Here is a 15543-nt window from a genome sequence, read left to right on the forward strand (position 1 = left end):
AGGCAATATGGAGAGCAGTATAAGTAAAGAATATGCAATTCGAATTGCTACTGAAAATGAAAGTGATAGTATTATCCTTTTATTAAAAGAGGTAGCACAATGGCTACAATATAAAGAAGTGGATCAGTGGCAGTATCTTTTAGGAGAGGAAGCTACGGCTGAAATAATAGAATGTATAAGAGAGAAATATACATATGTTGTTCTGAAAGAAGATGAAATAGTTGGTACGGTTACAGTTTCTCCTAAACAAAATGAATGGGATGAACATATTTTTGGTAAAGAGGAAGTTTCTAATTCATTATATATTCATAGATTTGCGGTGAAACGGAAGTATAAGGGGAACGGAATTGGCGAATGGATTTTACAGTGGATAGAAGAGAATGTACAACATGACAAAGAGTATTTGAAGTTAGATTGCGTGGGGCATAATCGTACGTTGAATGATTTTTATAAGAAAAATAGTTTTGAATATGTTGGGAGTACGGATGGGCTTAGTAAGTTTCAAAAGAAAAGGAGAATGTGAATGCATCCAATTAATGTAAGTTTAGTTAAAAAGTTAATACAGGAACAGTTTCCTGAATGGGCCCATTTAGAAGTGAAACTTGTAAAGTTTAGTGGGCATGATAATAGGACGTTTCACTTAGGGGATGAGATGAGTGTAAGATTGCCAAGTGATGTGGCATATGCACCGCAAGTAGAGAAAGAAAATAAGTGGTTACCACTATTAAGTAAGGGGCTTTCTTTACCGATTTCTACCCCACTTGCGAAAGGAAATCCGTCTGAAGCGTATCCATTGCCTTGGTCTATTAATAAGTGGATAGAGGGAGAAACAGTTACGAAACAAAACGTTCGGGATTTAAATGAATTTGCGGCGGACTTAGGATCTTTTTTAGTAGAATTGCAATCTATTAATGCGAGTAACGGACCTTTAGCTGGAACACATAATTTTTACCGAGGCGGACTTATATCTGTATATGATGAAGAGGCGAGAGTTGCTATTGAAAATAATAAGGATGTTTTTGACGAGGCATTATTAAAGCACCTTTGGAATGTAGCACTTAGTTCAACATGGGACCGTAAGCCAGTTTGGATTCATGGAGATGTAGCACCGGGGAATTTACTCGTTAAAGAGGGAAAACTTTGTGCTGTAATTGATTTTGGTATTTTAGGTGTAGGAGATCCTGCTTGTGATGCAGCGATGGCGTGGACGTTTTTTGATGAAAATAGTAGAAATGTATTTAAAGAAGTATTACGCATGGATGAAGAAAAGTGGAATAGAGCGAGAGGATGGGCTCTTTGGAAGGCGTTAATTACATATGATGCGAATAGGGATAGTAATGAAAAAGTAGCAGAAGAATCGTATCGTATCATTCAAGTGATTGTGGATGATTATGAGAGGTAATAGAAAAGCCTATTTTAAAATAGGCTTTTTCATATGATTAAATAGTAGAAATGGAAAGAAGGAATATAACATAATTATACAGAATATTTAGATAATAGGAGGTGTCGAATTTTGAGTGAAATTGAATTAAAGAGTAATGTAATTAAGACAGGGCGAGAGAAGGGGATTATTCTTCGGTTTATACTTGCTAGTCTCGTTGGGGTGTTTATGTTTTTCGTTCCTGTTACGATAAACGGTGCATCGTCTATTATGATTGATCATATCGTATCGTGGATTAGGGCTTCGGTTCCAGGCGTAGTACCTTATTATGCATTGTTCGTTATGGCGATTGGTGCGATTTATCCATTTTATACGAAGAAATGGAATGCATCTATCGTAGACATTTGTTTTTCTATTTTAAAAGTAGTTGGCGTTGTTTTTGGCATATTATATTGTTTAAAAGTAGGACCAGCTTGGTTCTTTGCGCCAGATGTTGGACCGTTTTTATATGAGAAGCTAGTCATATCAGTAAGTTTGCTCGTTCCAATTGGCTCGGCGTTTTTAGCGTTATTAGTCGGATATGGATTGCTTGAATTTATCGGTACATTCTGTCGTCCGATTATGAGGCCATTATGGAATACGCCGGGGAGATCGGCAATCGATGCAGTTGCGTCCTTCGTTGGAAGTTATTCGCTTGCTCTCCTTATTACGAATCGCGTGTATAAAGAAGGAAAGTATACGACAAAAGAAGCGGCGATTATCGCTACAGGATTTTCTACAGTATCCGCTACATTTATGATCATCATCGCAAAAACATTAGATATTATGCATTTATGGAATGTTTATTTTTGGACTACACTTGTTGTAACATTCATCGTGACTGCTATCACCGTAAGAATCCCGCCCCTCAGTAGAAAACCAGATACATATGTAACAGAAGAAGGGTTCCCAGAGCCTGTTTATAAAGAGAAAATGTTAGAACGTGCTTGGGAAGATGCGTTAGAAGTATCAAAATCTGCACCGAGCATTATGAAAAACATTGCAGTGAATTTAAAAGATGGATTTATTATGACGATGGGAATTTTACCATCTATTATGTCAGTAGGATTAATTGGTATCGTCTTAGCGAAGTTCACGCCAATATTTGATTGGATTAGTTATATTTTCTATCCATTTACATGGCTATTACAATTACCGGAAGCAGAATTAGCTGCTAAAGCCGCATCAGTTGGTATTGCAGAAATGTTTTTACCGTCATTATTAGTAGTAAGTGCACCACTTGTGACAAAGTTTGTTATTGCAGTTGTTTCCGTATCATCTATACTGTTTTTCTCTGCTTCCATTCCTTGTATATTATCAACAGATATTCCGTTAAAAGTATCTGAACTTATTATTTTATATGTGCAGAGAACGATTTTAACGTTGCTTATCATTACGCCGATTGCTTATTTGTTGCTTTGAAGTTTTAATAAGATAAAGTTATAAAAAAGAAGCCGTCTGTAAAAAGAGGGCTTCTTTTGTTTAAAAGCGGGATATTTTTATTTATTTTTCGTATATGACGTAACGCTTCTTAAGAAGATTCCTAGTCCCGCAAAAAAGAACCCTAAGCATAATAAGCTGCCTGGCGTTCCCCAAGTAATTTGATCTAACATTTTTTATCCCCTCCCGTTTATCATTATATAGGATTTATTGGAAATTATGAAAAGCTTCTTTTTTAAGGGTTACTGATGAGTCTTCCTACCGTATAATACGAGAAGAATATATTTGAAAAGAATTTTTTTATTATATTTTTTTATTCTTATAATACGTTTTTAATTCTTATGATATAGTAACAACAAAGGGGGCTTACAAATGGAATTTATTCACGAAAGAGCAAAGTTGCGGTTAATGGATAATACTGATGTCGAAACTTTGTTTTCGATTGTAGAAGGAAATCGGGATATTTGGGCGTATTTAATCTCTAAAACGGATAGTGTGCAAGATATGCAACAATACGTTCAAAAAGCGATAAAGGGTTACGGAAGAGGTACTCAAATACCTTTCGTAGTCGTAGATCAACAGACGAATAAGATTGTAGGAAGTACACGTTTATATAATATTTCAGTAGAAGATAAGACAGTTGAGTTAGGGCAAACGTGGTATCATCCGAGTGTGCAACGTACGAGTATAAATACAGAGTGTAAGTATATGCTTCTCCAGTATGCTTTTGAAAAACTGCATATGCTTAGGGTACAAATTAAGACGGATGCAAGAAATGAAAAAGCACAACGAGCAATTGAAAGGTTAGGAGCAGTAAAAGAGGGTGTGCTTCGAAATGAAAGAAAATTACCGAATGGTTATGTGAGAGATGCGGTGGTGTACAGTATTATCTCGAGTGAATGGCCAGGCGTAAAAGAACAATTGTTAGAAAAATTAGAGTTATATAAAGAAAAGTTATAATTCGTGTTTTGAAAGGTATATTGTTCGTGATATATGAAAAATATACCTTTTTTCTTACAAAATGCTACTTTATTTTAATTCCTTTTGTTTCATCGTTCCCTTCTGAGAAAAAATTCGTTACAATGTAGTTGTATGGTAATAAACTTATGAATTTAAAAAATGTAATGAAAACCGCAAATGAAAATGAATTGATAATCCTCAATTTTAAATGAAAACCCTTTTATATATAAATAACAAGTAAAGTTCCTTCTTTTAAATAAACTCAAACAAAACGATTTGATATAAATGTTTTTTATAGAAGTATGGATGATGTACGGAGGCAATTACAAATGAAAGAGAATAAGAAGAGTAAGAAAAGACGAATCTTTCAAGTATTTTTACTAATGATTTGTTCTGCTATTTTATATGTAAGTTATGCAGCTTACGATATTTGGAGTTATCGTTTTAAAGCAAATGATGACGTGAAAACGGATGCTGGTATCGTACTAGGAGCAGCTTCGTGGAACGGAAAACCATCTCCTGTATTTAAAGAAAGAATTAATCATGCGATTTCTTTATATAAGAACGGAAATATTAAAAAGATTATTTTTACAGGTGGTACAAAGTTCGAGGCAGAACTTGAGGAAGCACGTACTGCAAGAGTATATGCAATGAAACAAGGTGTAAAAGAGGAAGATATTTTAATTGAAACTAAATCCCTTTTCACTGAAGAAAATTTAAAAAATGCGAAGCAAGTTGGAATAGAGAACGGAATACGCACATACACGATTGTAAGTGATCCACTTCATATGAAACGCGCAATGAGAATTGCAAAACATATTAATATTGAAGCGTATGCTTCACCAACGCCGACATCAGCATATAAAACGTTAGACACAGAAATTCCATTCTTCTTTAAAGAATTATTCTCGTATATTGGATATGTAACCTCTTTGCCATTAAAGGCATTGAAGGGAGATTAACATAAGAAAAGAACCTATCCTTAAATAGGAACTTTTCTTATTAGTCAAAAACATTGTATTTTTATCGGAATAGTGAAACAATAGAGAGGTAGCTTCATATAATCATAATGAAAAAGTGAGCGGTTGATGAATCGAACATAAAGGAGATTATAGTATGGCACTCTCATTTGTTGAAACAGAAGAACAATCTTTCATTATTGCACAAATAAATAAATTGATTCCGAAGTTCATGGAAAGGGAGCATCAGCTAAGTGAATTAGGATCATTTCCGTATGAAAATATAAATGATTTGAAAGATATCGGATATACGAAATTAACATTACCGAAGGAATTTGGTGGTAGTGCGATTTCTTTATATGACTTTGTTTTATTTCAAGAGAAAATCGCGGAAGGCTGCGGAGCTACTGCATTATCGATTGGCTGGCATCTTGGCATTGTGAAAGAGCTAGCGGAAAATCGCTCTTGGAATGATGAGATGTTCAAATGGTTTTGCGAAGAAGTACGTAATGGTGCGCTCTTTAACAGGGCAGCAACAGAACCGAAAACAGGGAGTCCGACGCGTGGCGGCAAACCAGAAACAATAGCGGTTCAACAAGGCGAGAAGTGGGTTATAAATGGAAGAAAAACTTTTACAACGATGGCGCCAGTACTTGATTATTTTATTATTTCAGCAAGTATGGAAGGCCAAGAAGAAGTTGGTGAGTTTGTTATTCCAAGAAATACACTCGGTGTATCTATTGAAGAAACGTGGGATAGCGTTGCAATGCGAGGGACTGCTAGCCACGACCTTGTCTTACAAAATGTAGAGATAGAAAGTCGCTTTTTTACAGATATAAAAGGCGGGAAAGTAAAACAAAAGGGTGTTGGCTGGTTGCTACATATACCAGCATGTTATTTAGGAATTGCACAATCAGCAAGAAATTATGCAGTTCAATTTGCGGAATCATACAAGCCAAACAGTTTAAACCATTCTATTAGTTTATTGCCAAATGTTAGAAAATTAATTGGAGAATTAGAACTTGAGCTTATGCAGGCTCGTGTCTTTTTATATCAAATTGCGAAAAAGTACGATGAGGCAGAAGATAAACTATCACTGCAAGCAGAATTAGCAGCCGTGAAATACGCCGTAACAAATGCGGCGATATCTATAGTGGATAAATCGATGCGCATCGTAGGAGCAAAAAGTTTATCAGAAAAAAATCCGCTCCATCGTTACTATTTAAATGTCAGAGCAGGATTACACAATCCACCGATGGATGATGCAACATTGTCTATGTTGGCGGATGCGGCGTTTCGGTCGTAGTTTTTAAATTTTACATTTTATTGTTTGTGGATATTATAGTTGTTTTGAAAGCACGGGTTTGATTAGTAATCAAACCCGTGCTTTTTATGTGTATGAAGTACTTAGTTGAGATGTAGGTTTTTAATATAAATGATTATCATGGTTTGTGATTGTTTCTTGTTGAAAAATTCTTATTGTAATGCCAGTTTGGAGGCTGTATAAACATTTTTCGTATTTAATCCCAAATTAATGGTCTTTCTAAGTTTACCATTCGTAAATATTGTAAAAATTGACCTGCATGGACCGCATCATGATAGGCAATTCGTAATAGCATATCGCCTAAATATCGTTGATAGCCAACATCGCTTCTATCAATAAGTCTTGAATCTAGCTCGGCTATGCTTATTGATTGAACATATTCTATGAAGTCAGTAAAGTATGATTGTGCCAATTCAATTTCTTTTTTTACACAAGTAATCGGCTCGTCATCATACGTGATACGTATGTCGTTTATTGAACCGTTGTTTTTTATAATCATATGGTAGTAAAAAGTTGAACTCCATACATGACGAATCATCTCACCAAAAGACATAGCCTCAGGATCAGGCTTCCAATTAAGAAAATTATTAGGAAGAGAATTCCATAATTTTTCTGAGCGCCTTCTCGTTTCTTTCAAATTTAATATACTAAGATCAATTGCATTCATAATAAATTCTCCTTTACTATTAAACTTAAAATAATTGTATCAATTTAATAGTTAGGGTATCATCGAAATATGAATGTATATCCGAATATCTCATATATAGCTAAACTAATTGCTGAACCTACAAGAGCAATCATATTAGATTGTCTAATGAATAATCAGGCACTACCCGCTAGTGAATTGGCTTATATGGCAAAAGTGTCACATCCAACAATTAGTTCTCATCTTTCTAAATTAGTAGAAGGGAATTTACTTACAGTTGAACAACATGGTAGACATCGTTACTATCGACTTGCTAATCAAGAAGTTGCAGAAGTGCTTGAAAAGTTAGGGACAATCGCACCAACAGTTCAAGTTCGCTCTTTAAAACAATCAGGTCAACTAAAACAAATTCGTTATGCTCGAACTTGTTATGATCATCTTGCAGGCAAACTCGGTGTAGAGATAACTGGAAAATTACTAGATAGGCAATTTATAATTTTAGAGGATGGAGAATACATTGTAACGGAACAAGGTAAGAAATGGTTTCTGAATTTTGGAATAAATGTTGATGAGGCAGATACAAAAAGGAGGGTATTTGCAAAACCATGCCTTGATTGGAGTGAACGGCGTTACCATATTTCCGGTTGGTTAGGGTCTGCAATTGCAAAACTGCTTTTTGAACAGGGATGGATTACCAAAACGGATAAGAACCGAGCTGTCCATCTTACAAAGAAAGGTGTAAAGTTATTGGAAGATCAATTAGGCATTGATATGAAAACTGAGGAAAGAAAAGCTTGAAATTAGAAAAGTCCGTCAAAATGACGGGTTTTTTTCATTATGGTAGGAGTGTACATGAATAATAGGATGTTACCAATAATTGTTGCCAATAAAAAAATCTTTCTTTTCATTCTTCTTTTTTAAGTTTTAAAGGAGAAAGCTAGGCTTCTTATTTTTACTAATGTTATAATAAGAAAAAAGCACGAAAAGAGGTCATCTCATGCTAGAGGTTATTGCAACATGTTTAGAAGATGTAAAACGAATTGAAAGCGCTGGCGGGAAGCGGATTGAATTAATTTCATCTTATACAGAAGGTGGTTTAACACCGAGTTATGCTTTTATAAAAAAAGCGGTAGAAGCGGTAAGTATACCAATTCATGTTATGATTCGTCCGCATGCGAAGTCTTTTACATATACGGAAGAAGAAATTGAAATGATGAAAGAAGATATTATAGTTGCACAGAAGTTAGGAGCAGCTGGTGTAGTATTAGGCGTATTAAGCGAACGAAATGAAGTGGATGAAGAGAAATTAGCGGATTTACTATCTGTTGTAGATGGAATAAATGTAACGTACCACCGTGCGATAGATGATATAGAAAATCCAGTAGAAGCGATGAACACTTTAAAGAAGTTTCATAAAGTGACTCACGTTTTAACTTCAGGTGGACAAGGAAATATAGTAGAGAATATTCCGGTGCTTACAGAAATGCAAAAGGTAAGTGATGGTCAAATTCAGCTTGTAGCTGGAGCTGGCGTGACGAAAGAAAATATAAAGCGATTGCTAGATGAAACTGGAATTTCGCAAGCTCATGTCGGTACAGCGGTAAGAGAAGGAAAATCATGTTTTTCTGAAATAGACCCTAATTTAGTACAAGAATTAGTTAAAATCATAAAATAAGTGCTTAAGAAAGAGGAGAAACGATGAAGGAAAATACGAAGAAAGAATTATTCTCTTGGGCTAAAACGATAGGTTTTACCCTTGTATTAATTGCTATTATTCGCGGTGTTTTATTTACACCTTCTTTAGTGCAAGGTGAATCAATGATGCCCACTTTAAAAAATAACGAACGAGTGCTCGTGAATAAGATTGGTTATAGTATAAGTGGATTAGATCGCTTTGATATTATCGTCTTCCACGGAAAAGAAGGATACGATTTAGTAAAACGAGTAATTGGTTTGCCAGGCGATACAGTTGAGTATAAAAATGATGTTTTATATGTAAACGGCAAAGCGATGGAAGAACCATATTTAAAACAGTTTAAAGAAAAAGCAGTAGGCCGTGTATTAACTCCAGACTTTACGTTAGAACAAATCACAGGAAAAACGAAAGTGCCAGAAGGCCAAGTATTTGTTTTAGGGGATAATCGTGAAGTTTCTAAGGATGGTCGCATGTTTGGCTTTATTTCAGAAGATGAAATTGTCGGAAAAGGACAAGCTGTTTTCTGGCCGTTGAAACAAGTAAGAGCGTTATAAAGTGTAGTGAAGTATGGGAGAGATATTCTTCCATACTTTTTTATTTGCTTAAAATCTATTGATTGAATTGAAAGAATATTTTATAATTTTAAATTATATGTTTGTTTCGAAAAACGGAATTTAAGTTCCGTAATTCGGAACGAAAGGGAGATAGAATGAGTATAAATAAAACGGCAGTTAAGACAATGGATATTTTAGAGTTGTTTTATGAGCATGAAGAGCTAAGTTTAACTGAGATGGTTCAGCTTACCAATATGCCGAAAACATCTGTTTATCGTTTAATTGGCTCGTTAGAAGAGATGGCGTTTTTACAAAAAAACGAAAAGGGGAAATATCGTTTAGGGGTCGTATTTTTACGGTTCGGTCAACTTGTTTCACAACGATTATCAGTAAGAAATATAGCAATTCCTTATATGAAAGAACTTAGAGATAGTTTAGGACAGGCAGTTAATTTAATAATTCAAGATGGTAATGACGCAATTTACGTTGAAAAGATGGAAGGTGTTCAGCCGGTACGCGTGTATACGGCGGTTGGAAGAAGAGCACCGCTTTATACTGGTGCATGTCCAAGAATTTTACTATCGTATTTCTCTGAGGAAGAGAAACGGAGATACATAGAGGAAGTGGATTTAAAACAGTTTGCAGATGGAACAATCGTGGATAAGAAACAATTGTTAGAAGTGTTGCAAATGGCAAAAAAGGAAGGCTATACAATTAGTTATTCTGAGTTAGAAAATCATACAGCCGCAATAGCAGCGCCCATTTTCGCAAGTGATGGAACGGTTGTAGCAGGCATTAGTATTTCAGGATTAGCAATTGAGTACAGCGAAAGTAACATTTCATATTTTATCGCTAAGGTGAAAGAAACAGCACATCGCATTTCGAAAGAACTCGGCTTTTTGGCATAGAAAGAGGGAGTAGGATGAAATTTTCTGCGTTAGGGGATCAAGCAATTATTGTTACATTTGGTGAAGAAATTAAGATGGATATATATGAGAAAGTACAGCGGTTATTTCAAGCACTGCAGCAACATCCGTTTGCAGGAATGATTGAGTGCGTTCCATCGTTTACTTCATTAGCTGTTTACTACAATGTATATAAAGTATGGAAGAGAAGTGAAAGACCATATGATTATGTTCGCCAGTATATAAAGGAGCTTTATGATTCTAATAAAGAAGAAGTAAAACAGGATGTGAAACATATTTCTATACCAGTTTGTTACGGGGGAGAATATGGACCTGATTTAGAAGATGTCGCACATTATAAAGGTTTACAAGTAGAAGATGTGATTCGAATACATAGTGAAACTACATATTTTGTATATATGCTAGGTTTTACACCAGGGTTCCCGTATCTAGGAGGACTATCAAAAGAATTAGAAACACCTAGAAAAGAAACACCACGGTTACAAATTTCTCCTGGTTCAGTGGGTATTGGCGGGAATCAAACAGGTATATATCCACTTGAAACACCAGGAGGATGGAATATTATCGGCAGAACTCCTATTTCATTATTTAATCCAGAAGAAGAAATACCAACATATATTCAAAGTGGTATGTATTTACGATTTATCCCAATAACGAAGGAAGAGTACGTATCACTTGAGGGGGCTAAAGAATGGATGTAGAAGTTTTGCATGCGGGAATGTTTACAACAGTCCAAGATTTAGGGCGATCACATTATCAACAATACGGTGTACCCGTTGGCGGGGCAATGGATCAAAGTGCGCTTCGGATGATCAATATGTTAGTTGGTAATGAAGAGAATGAAGCCGGACTCGAAATTACGATTATGGGACCTAAATTGTTAATAAAGAAACCGACTTTACTTGCGATTGGCGGAGCAGACATGGAACCGTTATTGAATGGAGAACGTATCCCGTTATGGCGTCCCATTTTAGCGGAAGAAGGTAGTATGCTTTGTTTTGGAAAGGTGAAAAGTGGTTGCAGAGCGTATGTGACTTTTGCGGGTGGCATCCATATTGATCGCACTATGGGAAGTAAAAGTACGTACATACGTGCTACGATTGGCGGTATAGAAGGAAGAATGTTGAAAAAGGGTGACTACTTCCAAATTGGTGCACAACCAGAAATGGCGAATTGTTTCATTCAAGACTTACAAAAAGATGAGCGAATAAAAACGAAATGGGCAATTAGCAACAGCGTACTACCAAAGTATAAGAAACATCCTAAGCTTCGTGTCATAGCTGACTTTGAATATAATCAATTTACAGAAGAAAGTAGAAAGGCATTTTTTACGAAAGAGTATAAGGTATCTAATCATGCTGACCGTATGGGCTATAGAGTTGAGGGAGAAGTATTAAATAGGATTGAAGAAAAAGAGATTTTATCGAGTCCTGTTACATTTGGAACCATTCAAGTTCCAAATGGTGGACAGCCGATTATATTAATGGCAGATAGACAAACGACAGGTGGCTATCCGAGAATTGGAAATATCATTTCAGTAGATTTACCTCTTCTTGCCCAGCTAAAGCCGGGGGACTATGTTTCTTTTGAGAAAATTACGCTTGAAGAAGCGGAACAATTGTACATAGAACAAGAAGTAAATATGAATCTATTAAAGAAATTCATCGCTTTACGAAGCTGAGAGCAGGAGGGAAATATCATGACTACAATTGATTTGAATTGTGATTTAGGAGAAAGTTTTGGCGCTTATAAAATGGGGAATGATGATGAAATTCTTCCGTTCGTTTCCTCTATAAACGTTGCTTGCGGTTTTCATGCGGGTGATCCGTCTGTTATGCGTCAAACTGTTGAAAAAGCTTTGGAGCATAACGTAGCAATAGGGGCGCATCCTGGATTTCCTGATTTAATTGGATTTGGTAGAAGAAACATGAATGTTTCAGCAAGTGAAGTATACGACTATGTATTGTATCAAATCGGTGCATTAGACGCTTTTTTGAAAGCAGCTGGCGGGAAGATGCATCATGTAAAACCACACGGTGCTCTATATAATATGGCGGCGACTAATCCGGAAATTGCAGATGCAATTGCGAAGGTAATTTATCATAGTAATCCAAATCTATTACTTTACGGATTAGCAAATAGTGAGGCATTTATACAGGCTGCAAAAAAATACAAAGTAACTCTCGTACAAGAGGCTTTTGCGGATCGTACATATAAGCAAGATGGTACATTAACGAGCCGTACAGAAGAAAATGCGCTTATAAAAGATGAAGACGAAGCGATAAAGCAAGTACTTCAAATGGTGAAAGAAGGCCATGTAAATTCGGTCAATGGAAAGAAAGTAGTAGTCCAGGCGCAAACGATTTGTTTACATGGTGATGGGGAAAAAGCAGTGCAATTTGCAGAAAGAATATACAGAACATTCAAACTTAACGGCATTTCTATTTGTGCACTGAAGTAAAAAATGAGGGGAAGTGTTGGAATTGGTGAAATTAATCGGGATATTACTTGTTGCAGTGGGCTTTTTATTTAGATTAAATACACTTTTAGTAGTTATGGTTGCAGGTATTGTTACTGGTATGGTTTCAGGATTAAGTTTTTATGATGTGATCAGTATGTTCGGTAAATTTTTCATAGAAAATAGATATATGTCTATGCCAATTATATTAACATTACCGGTAATCGGAATTTTAGAGCGTTACGGTTTAAAAGAAAGAGCAGAAGCACTTATAACGAAATCAAAAGGAGCAACAACTGGAAGAGTATTAATGTCATATTTTACGATAAGAGAATCCTCAGCAGCACTTGGACTGAATATTGGTGGTCATGCACAAACAGTAAGACCGCTCGTTGCACCGATGGCAGAAGGAGCCGCACAAGGTAAATACGGTAAACTCCCTGAAAAATTAAGAGAAAAGATTAAAGCAAACGCAGCTGCTGCGGAAAATACAGCTTGGTTTTTCGGAGAAGATATTTTCATCGCAACTGGTGCTATTTTATTAATGAAAGGATTCTTCGATTCAGTAGGTATGCATGTCGGTGTATGGGATATGGCACTTTGGGGCATTCCTACAGCAATATCTGCACTTATTGTAAGCTGGATTAGATTTAGAAGGTTTGATAAATATATAGAGAAAACAATGAAGGCAGAAGGAAAAGAAGAGAAGGAGGTAATCTAATATGAACATCATCACAATGGATACAATCTATTATGTATTAGGGATAATCGTTGCCTTTATCGCTGTTCGTATCGCATTCGATCGTGAACATCCAAACAGATTCGGTTCTAGTTTATTTTGGGCATTGTTTGCAGTTACATTTTTATTCGGAAATATAATTCCTTCGTTTTACGTTGGTTGTATAGTGCTTACTATGGTCGTTTTAGCTTCACTAAATAAAGTAACAAAGTCTCAGGAAAAAGAAGTACCAGTACAAGAACGTGTGAAACATGCTGAGAAATTAAAAAATAAAATTTTTATGCCTGCACTTTTAATTCCTATTTTTACAATTATCGGTACGTTAACGTTAGGGAAAATTAAATGGGGAAATGTCTCTCTTGTTGATCCAGATAAAGTAACATTAGTTGCATTAGCGCTTGGTGCATTACTCGCATTCGTCGCGGCAATGCGTATTACAAAATCAAAAATAACAACGCCTGTACAAGAAGGAAGCAGACTATTACAAGCTGTCGGCTGGGCTGTCATTTTACCACAAATGTTAGCAGCACTTGGTGGTATATTCGCGAAGTCTGGCGTTGGACAAGTTGTTTCAGACTTAGTCGGACAAGTGTTACCGACAGAGTATCCGTTCGTTGCTGTTATGGCGTACTGTTTAGGCATGATGCTATTTACAGTCGTAATGGGAAATGCATTCGCAGCGTTTGCTGTTATTACCGGCGGAATTGGCTTACCTTTAATAGTTCAAATGCACGGCGGAAACCCAGCGATTATGGCAGCGCTTGGTATGTTTGCTGGATATTGCGGAACACTGCTTACTCCAATGGCAGCAAATTTTAATATCGTACCAGCAATGCTTTTAGAACTAAAGGATAAAAATGCAGTTATTAAAGCACAAGTACCAATTGCTCTTTCAATTTTTATCATAAATATGTTTATTATGTACGGCCTTGTATATCGTTTCTAATTAGGAGGATAAAACTATGAAAACAGTATTATTAACAGGGTTTGATCCATTTGGCGGAGAAAATATCAATCCAGCTTGGGAAGTAGCAAAAGGTTTGCATGAAAAAACAATTGGAGAATACAAGGTAATAAGCAAACAAGTACCAACTGTATTTCATAAATCAATAAGCGTATTAAAAGAGTATATAGAAGAACTAGCGCCGGAAATTATTATATGCATTGGACAAGCTGGGGGCAGACCAGATATTACGATAGAACGTGTTGCAATTAATATTGATGATGCAAGAATTGCTGACAATGAAGGAAATCAGCCGGTAGATGTACCGGTTGTAGAAGAAGGACCAGCTGCCTATTGGTCTGCACTTCCGATGAAAGCAATTGTAAAAAAACTTTACGAAGAGGGCATACCGTCATCTGTTTCACAGACGGCAGGCACATTCGTTTGTAATCACTTATTCTATGGACTTATGCATGAACTAGAGAAACATGATAAGAAAATAAAAGGCGGATTCATTCATATTCCGTTTTTACCAGAACAATCGAGTAATTATCCAGGGCAACCGAGTATGTCACTTTCTACTATTAGTAAGGGAATAGAATTGGCAATTGAAGTAACGATGACAGTTGAAGTAGATATTGTAGAGATTGGGGGCGCAACGCATTAAGTAAAATGAATTGTACAACACCTCCTGTAAACAACTGGTATAATAAGAATAGGAAAATACATAGAGGTGATTTTTGTGCAACAATTTGAAGAAGTACGTTCAATTTTAGAAAAAGCGAAGAAAATTACAGTATTAACAGGCGCTGGTGCAAGTACGGAAAGTGGTATCCCAGATTTCCGTTCAGCAAATGGATTGTATGCTGATGCGAATGTGGAGATGTATTTATCAAGAGGATACTATAACCAAAGTCCGAAAGAATTTTGGAAGCATTATAAAGAAATCTTTCAAATTAATACGTTCCATCAATATAAACCAAATCGTGGACATCGTTTTTTAGCTGAGCTAGAAGAACAAGGGAAAGATATTACGATTTTAACGCAAAATATTGACGGTTTACATCAATTAGGTGGCAGTAAGCATGTTATTGATTTACATGGAACACTTCAAACAGCACATTGTCCAAAATGTAAATCAGGCTATGATTTACAGTATATGATTGATCATGAAGTACCGCGTTGTGAGAAGTGTAATTTCATTTTAAATCCAGACGTAGTTTTATACGGAGATACATTACCGCAATATCAAAATGCGATAACACGTTTATATGAAACAGATGTATTTATCGTTATGGGAACCTCATTAAAAGTACAACCCGTCGCTTCATTCCCGCAAATCGCAAAGAGGGAAATAGGGGCAACAACAATTTTAGTAAATGAAGAGTTAACAGGGCAAGAATATAACTTTGATTTTGTTTTTCAAAATAAGATTGGTGAGTTTGTTAAAGGGGTATCTTCAGTGAAATAAGTTATCT

At 35.9% G+C, this 15543-nt stretch carries 18 protein-coding genes; 17 read left to right on the plus strand and 1 reads right to left on the minus strand.

Annotation, left to right across the window (positions count from 1 at the left end):
* Window positions 1-7: 7 nt before the first annotated feature.
* The 6 genes from AC0OM3_RS10010 to AC0OM3_RS10035 all read left to right on the plus strand — a co-directional run bounded on the left by AC0OM3_RS10010 (window position 8) and on the right by AC0OM3_RS10035 (window position 6085).
* Window positions 8-523: a GNAT family N-acetyltransferase gene (locus AC0OM3_RS10010; RefSeq protein ID WP_474211627.1), complete on the plus strand. Its 516-nt coding sequence runs from the start codon at window positions 8-10 to the stop codon at window positions 521-523.
* Window positions 524-1402, plus strand: coding sequence for an aminoglycoside phosphotransferase family protein (locus AC0OM3_RS10015; protein WP_474211628.1), 879 nt, complete (start codon window positions 524-526; stop codon window positions 1400-1402).
* 111 nt (window positions 1403-1513) lie between these two features.
* Window positions 1514-2842: a YjiH family protein gene (locus tag AC0OM3_RS10020; protein WP_001289420.1), complete on the plus strand. Its 1329-nt coding sequence runs from the start codon at window positions 1514-1516 to the stop codon at window positions 2840-2842.
* A 390-nt stretch (window positions 2843-3232) separates the two neighbouring features.
* The gene (locus AC0OM3_RS10025; protein WP_000394343.1) at window positions 3233-3820 is read left to right on the plus strand and encodes a GNAT family N-acetyltransferase; all 588 of its coding nucleotides are present in this window, start codon (window positions 3233-3235) and stop codon (window positions 3818-3820) included.
* Between the two features lie 329 nt (window positions 3821-4149).
* Window positions 4150-4782, plus strand: a complete 633-nt coding sequence (locus AC0OM3_RS10030) for a YdcF family protein (protein WP_000662216.1) — start codon at window positions 4150-4152, stop codon at window positions 4780-4782.
* A 154-nt stretch (window positions 4783-4936) separates the two neighbouring features.
* Window positions 4937-6085, plus strand: a complete 1149-nt coding sequence (locus AC0OM3_RS10035) for an acyl-CoA dehydrogenase family protein (protein ID WP_001218340.1) — start codon at window positions 4937-4939, stop codon at window positions 6083-6085.
* A gap of 214 nt (window positions 6086-6299) precedes the next feature.
* Here AC0OM3_RS10035 and AC0OM3_RS10040 read toward each other — a convergent pair whose 3' ends face one another.
* Window positions 6300-6770 carry a DinB family protein gene (locus tag AC0OM3_RS10040; protein WP_000991285.1) on the minus strand — a complete coding sequence of 157 codons (471 nt, stop codon included), beginning with the start codon at window positions 6768-6770 and terminating at the stop codon, window positions 6300-6302.
* 69 nt (window positions 6771-6839) lie between these two features.
* Here AC0OM3_RS10040 and AC0OM3_RS10045 point away from each other — a divergent pair, with 69 nt between their 5' ends.
* The 11 genes from AC0OM3_RS10045 (at window position 6840) to AC0OM3_RS10095 (ending at window position 15536) form a co-directional block, all read left to right on the plus strand.
* Window positions 6840-7547, plus strand: coding sequence for an ArsR/SmtB family transcription factor (locus AC0OM3_RS10045; protein ID WP_474211631.1), 708 nt, complete (start codon window positions 6840-6842; stop codon window positions 7545-7547).
* 199 nt (window positions 7548-7746) lie between these two features.
* On the plus strand, window positions 7747-8424 hold the full coding sequence (locus AC0OM3_RS10050) for a copper homeostasis protein CutC (protein ID WP_000895114.1): 678 nt from the start codon (window positions 7747-7749) through the stop codon (window positions 8422-8424).
* Window positions 8425-8447: 23 nt separating this feature from the next.
* The gene (gene lepB / locus AC0OM3_RS10055; RefSeq protein ID WP_000662502.1) at window positions 8448-8999 is read left to right on the plus strand and encodes a signal peptidase I; all 552 of its coding nucleotides are present in this window, start codon (window positions 8448-8450) and stop codon (window positions 8997-8999) included.
* Between the two features lie 155 nt (window positions 9000-9154).
* A complete protein-coding gene (locus tag AC0OM3_RS10060) occupies window positions 9155-9907 on the plus strand; it encodes an IclR family transcriptional regulator (RefSeq protein WP_000026351.1) in 753 nt (250 codons plus the stop codon).
* A gap of 14 nt (window positions 9908-9921) precedes the next feature.
* A complete protein-coding gene (pxpB, locus tag AC0OM3_RS10065) occupies window positions 9922-10626 on the plus strand; it encodes a 5-oxoprolinase subunit PxpB (RefSeq protein ID WP_046946031.1) in 705 nt (234 codons plus the stop codon).
* Window positions 10617-11606, plus strand: coding sequence for a 5-oxoprolinase subunit C family protein (locus tag AC0OM3_RS10070; protein ID WP_000382224.1), 990 nt, complete (start codon window positions 10617-10619; stop codon window positions 11604-11606). The genes pxpB and AC0OM3_RS10070 overlap by 10 nt, the downstream gene beginning before the upstream one ends.
* A gap of 18 nt (window positions 11607-11624) precedes the next feature.
* Window positions 11625-12386: a 5-oxoprolinase subunit PxpA gene (pxpA, locus tag AC0OM3_RS10075; RefSeq protein ID WP_061884339.1), complete on the plus strand. Its 762-nt coding sequence runs from the start codon at window positions 11625-11627 to the stop codon at window positions 12384-12386.
* A gap of 22 nt (window positions 12387-12408) precedes the next feature.
* On the plus strand, window positions 12409-13104 hold the full coding sequence (locus AC0OM3_RS10080; RefSeq protein WP_000239810.1) for a DUF969 domain-containing protein: 696 nt from the start codon (window positions 12409-12411) through the stop codon (window positions 13102-13104).
* A gap of 1 nt (window position 13105) precedes the next feature.
* Complete coding sequence (locus AC0OM3_RS10085; RefSeq protein ID WP_001021649.1) at window positions 13106-14068, plus strand: DUF979 domain-containing protein; 963 nt, start codon at window positions 13106-13108, stop codon at window positions 14066-14068.
* Window positions 14069-14084: 16 nt separating this feature from the next.
* Window positions 14085-14732, plus strand: a complete 648-nt coding sequence (gene pcp, locus AC0OM3_RS10090; RefSeq protein WP_474211635.1) for a pyroglutamyl-peptidase I — start codon at window positions 14085-14087, stop codon at window positions 14730-14732.
* 66 nt (window positions 14733-14798) lie between these two features.
* Window positions 14799-15536 carry an NAD-dependent protein deacylase gene (locus tag AC0OM3_RS10095; protein WP_074594268.1) on the plus strand — a complete coding sequence of 246 codons (738 nt, stop codon included), beginning with the start codon at window positions 14799-14801 and terminating at the stop codon, window positions 15534-15536.
* Window positions 15537-15543: the final 7 nt, after the last annotated feature.

The sequence above is a fragment of the Bacillus sp. FAU20 genome, from assembly GCF_056033865.1.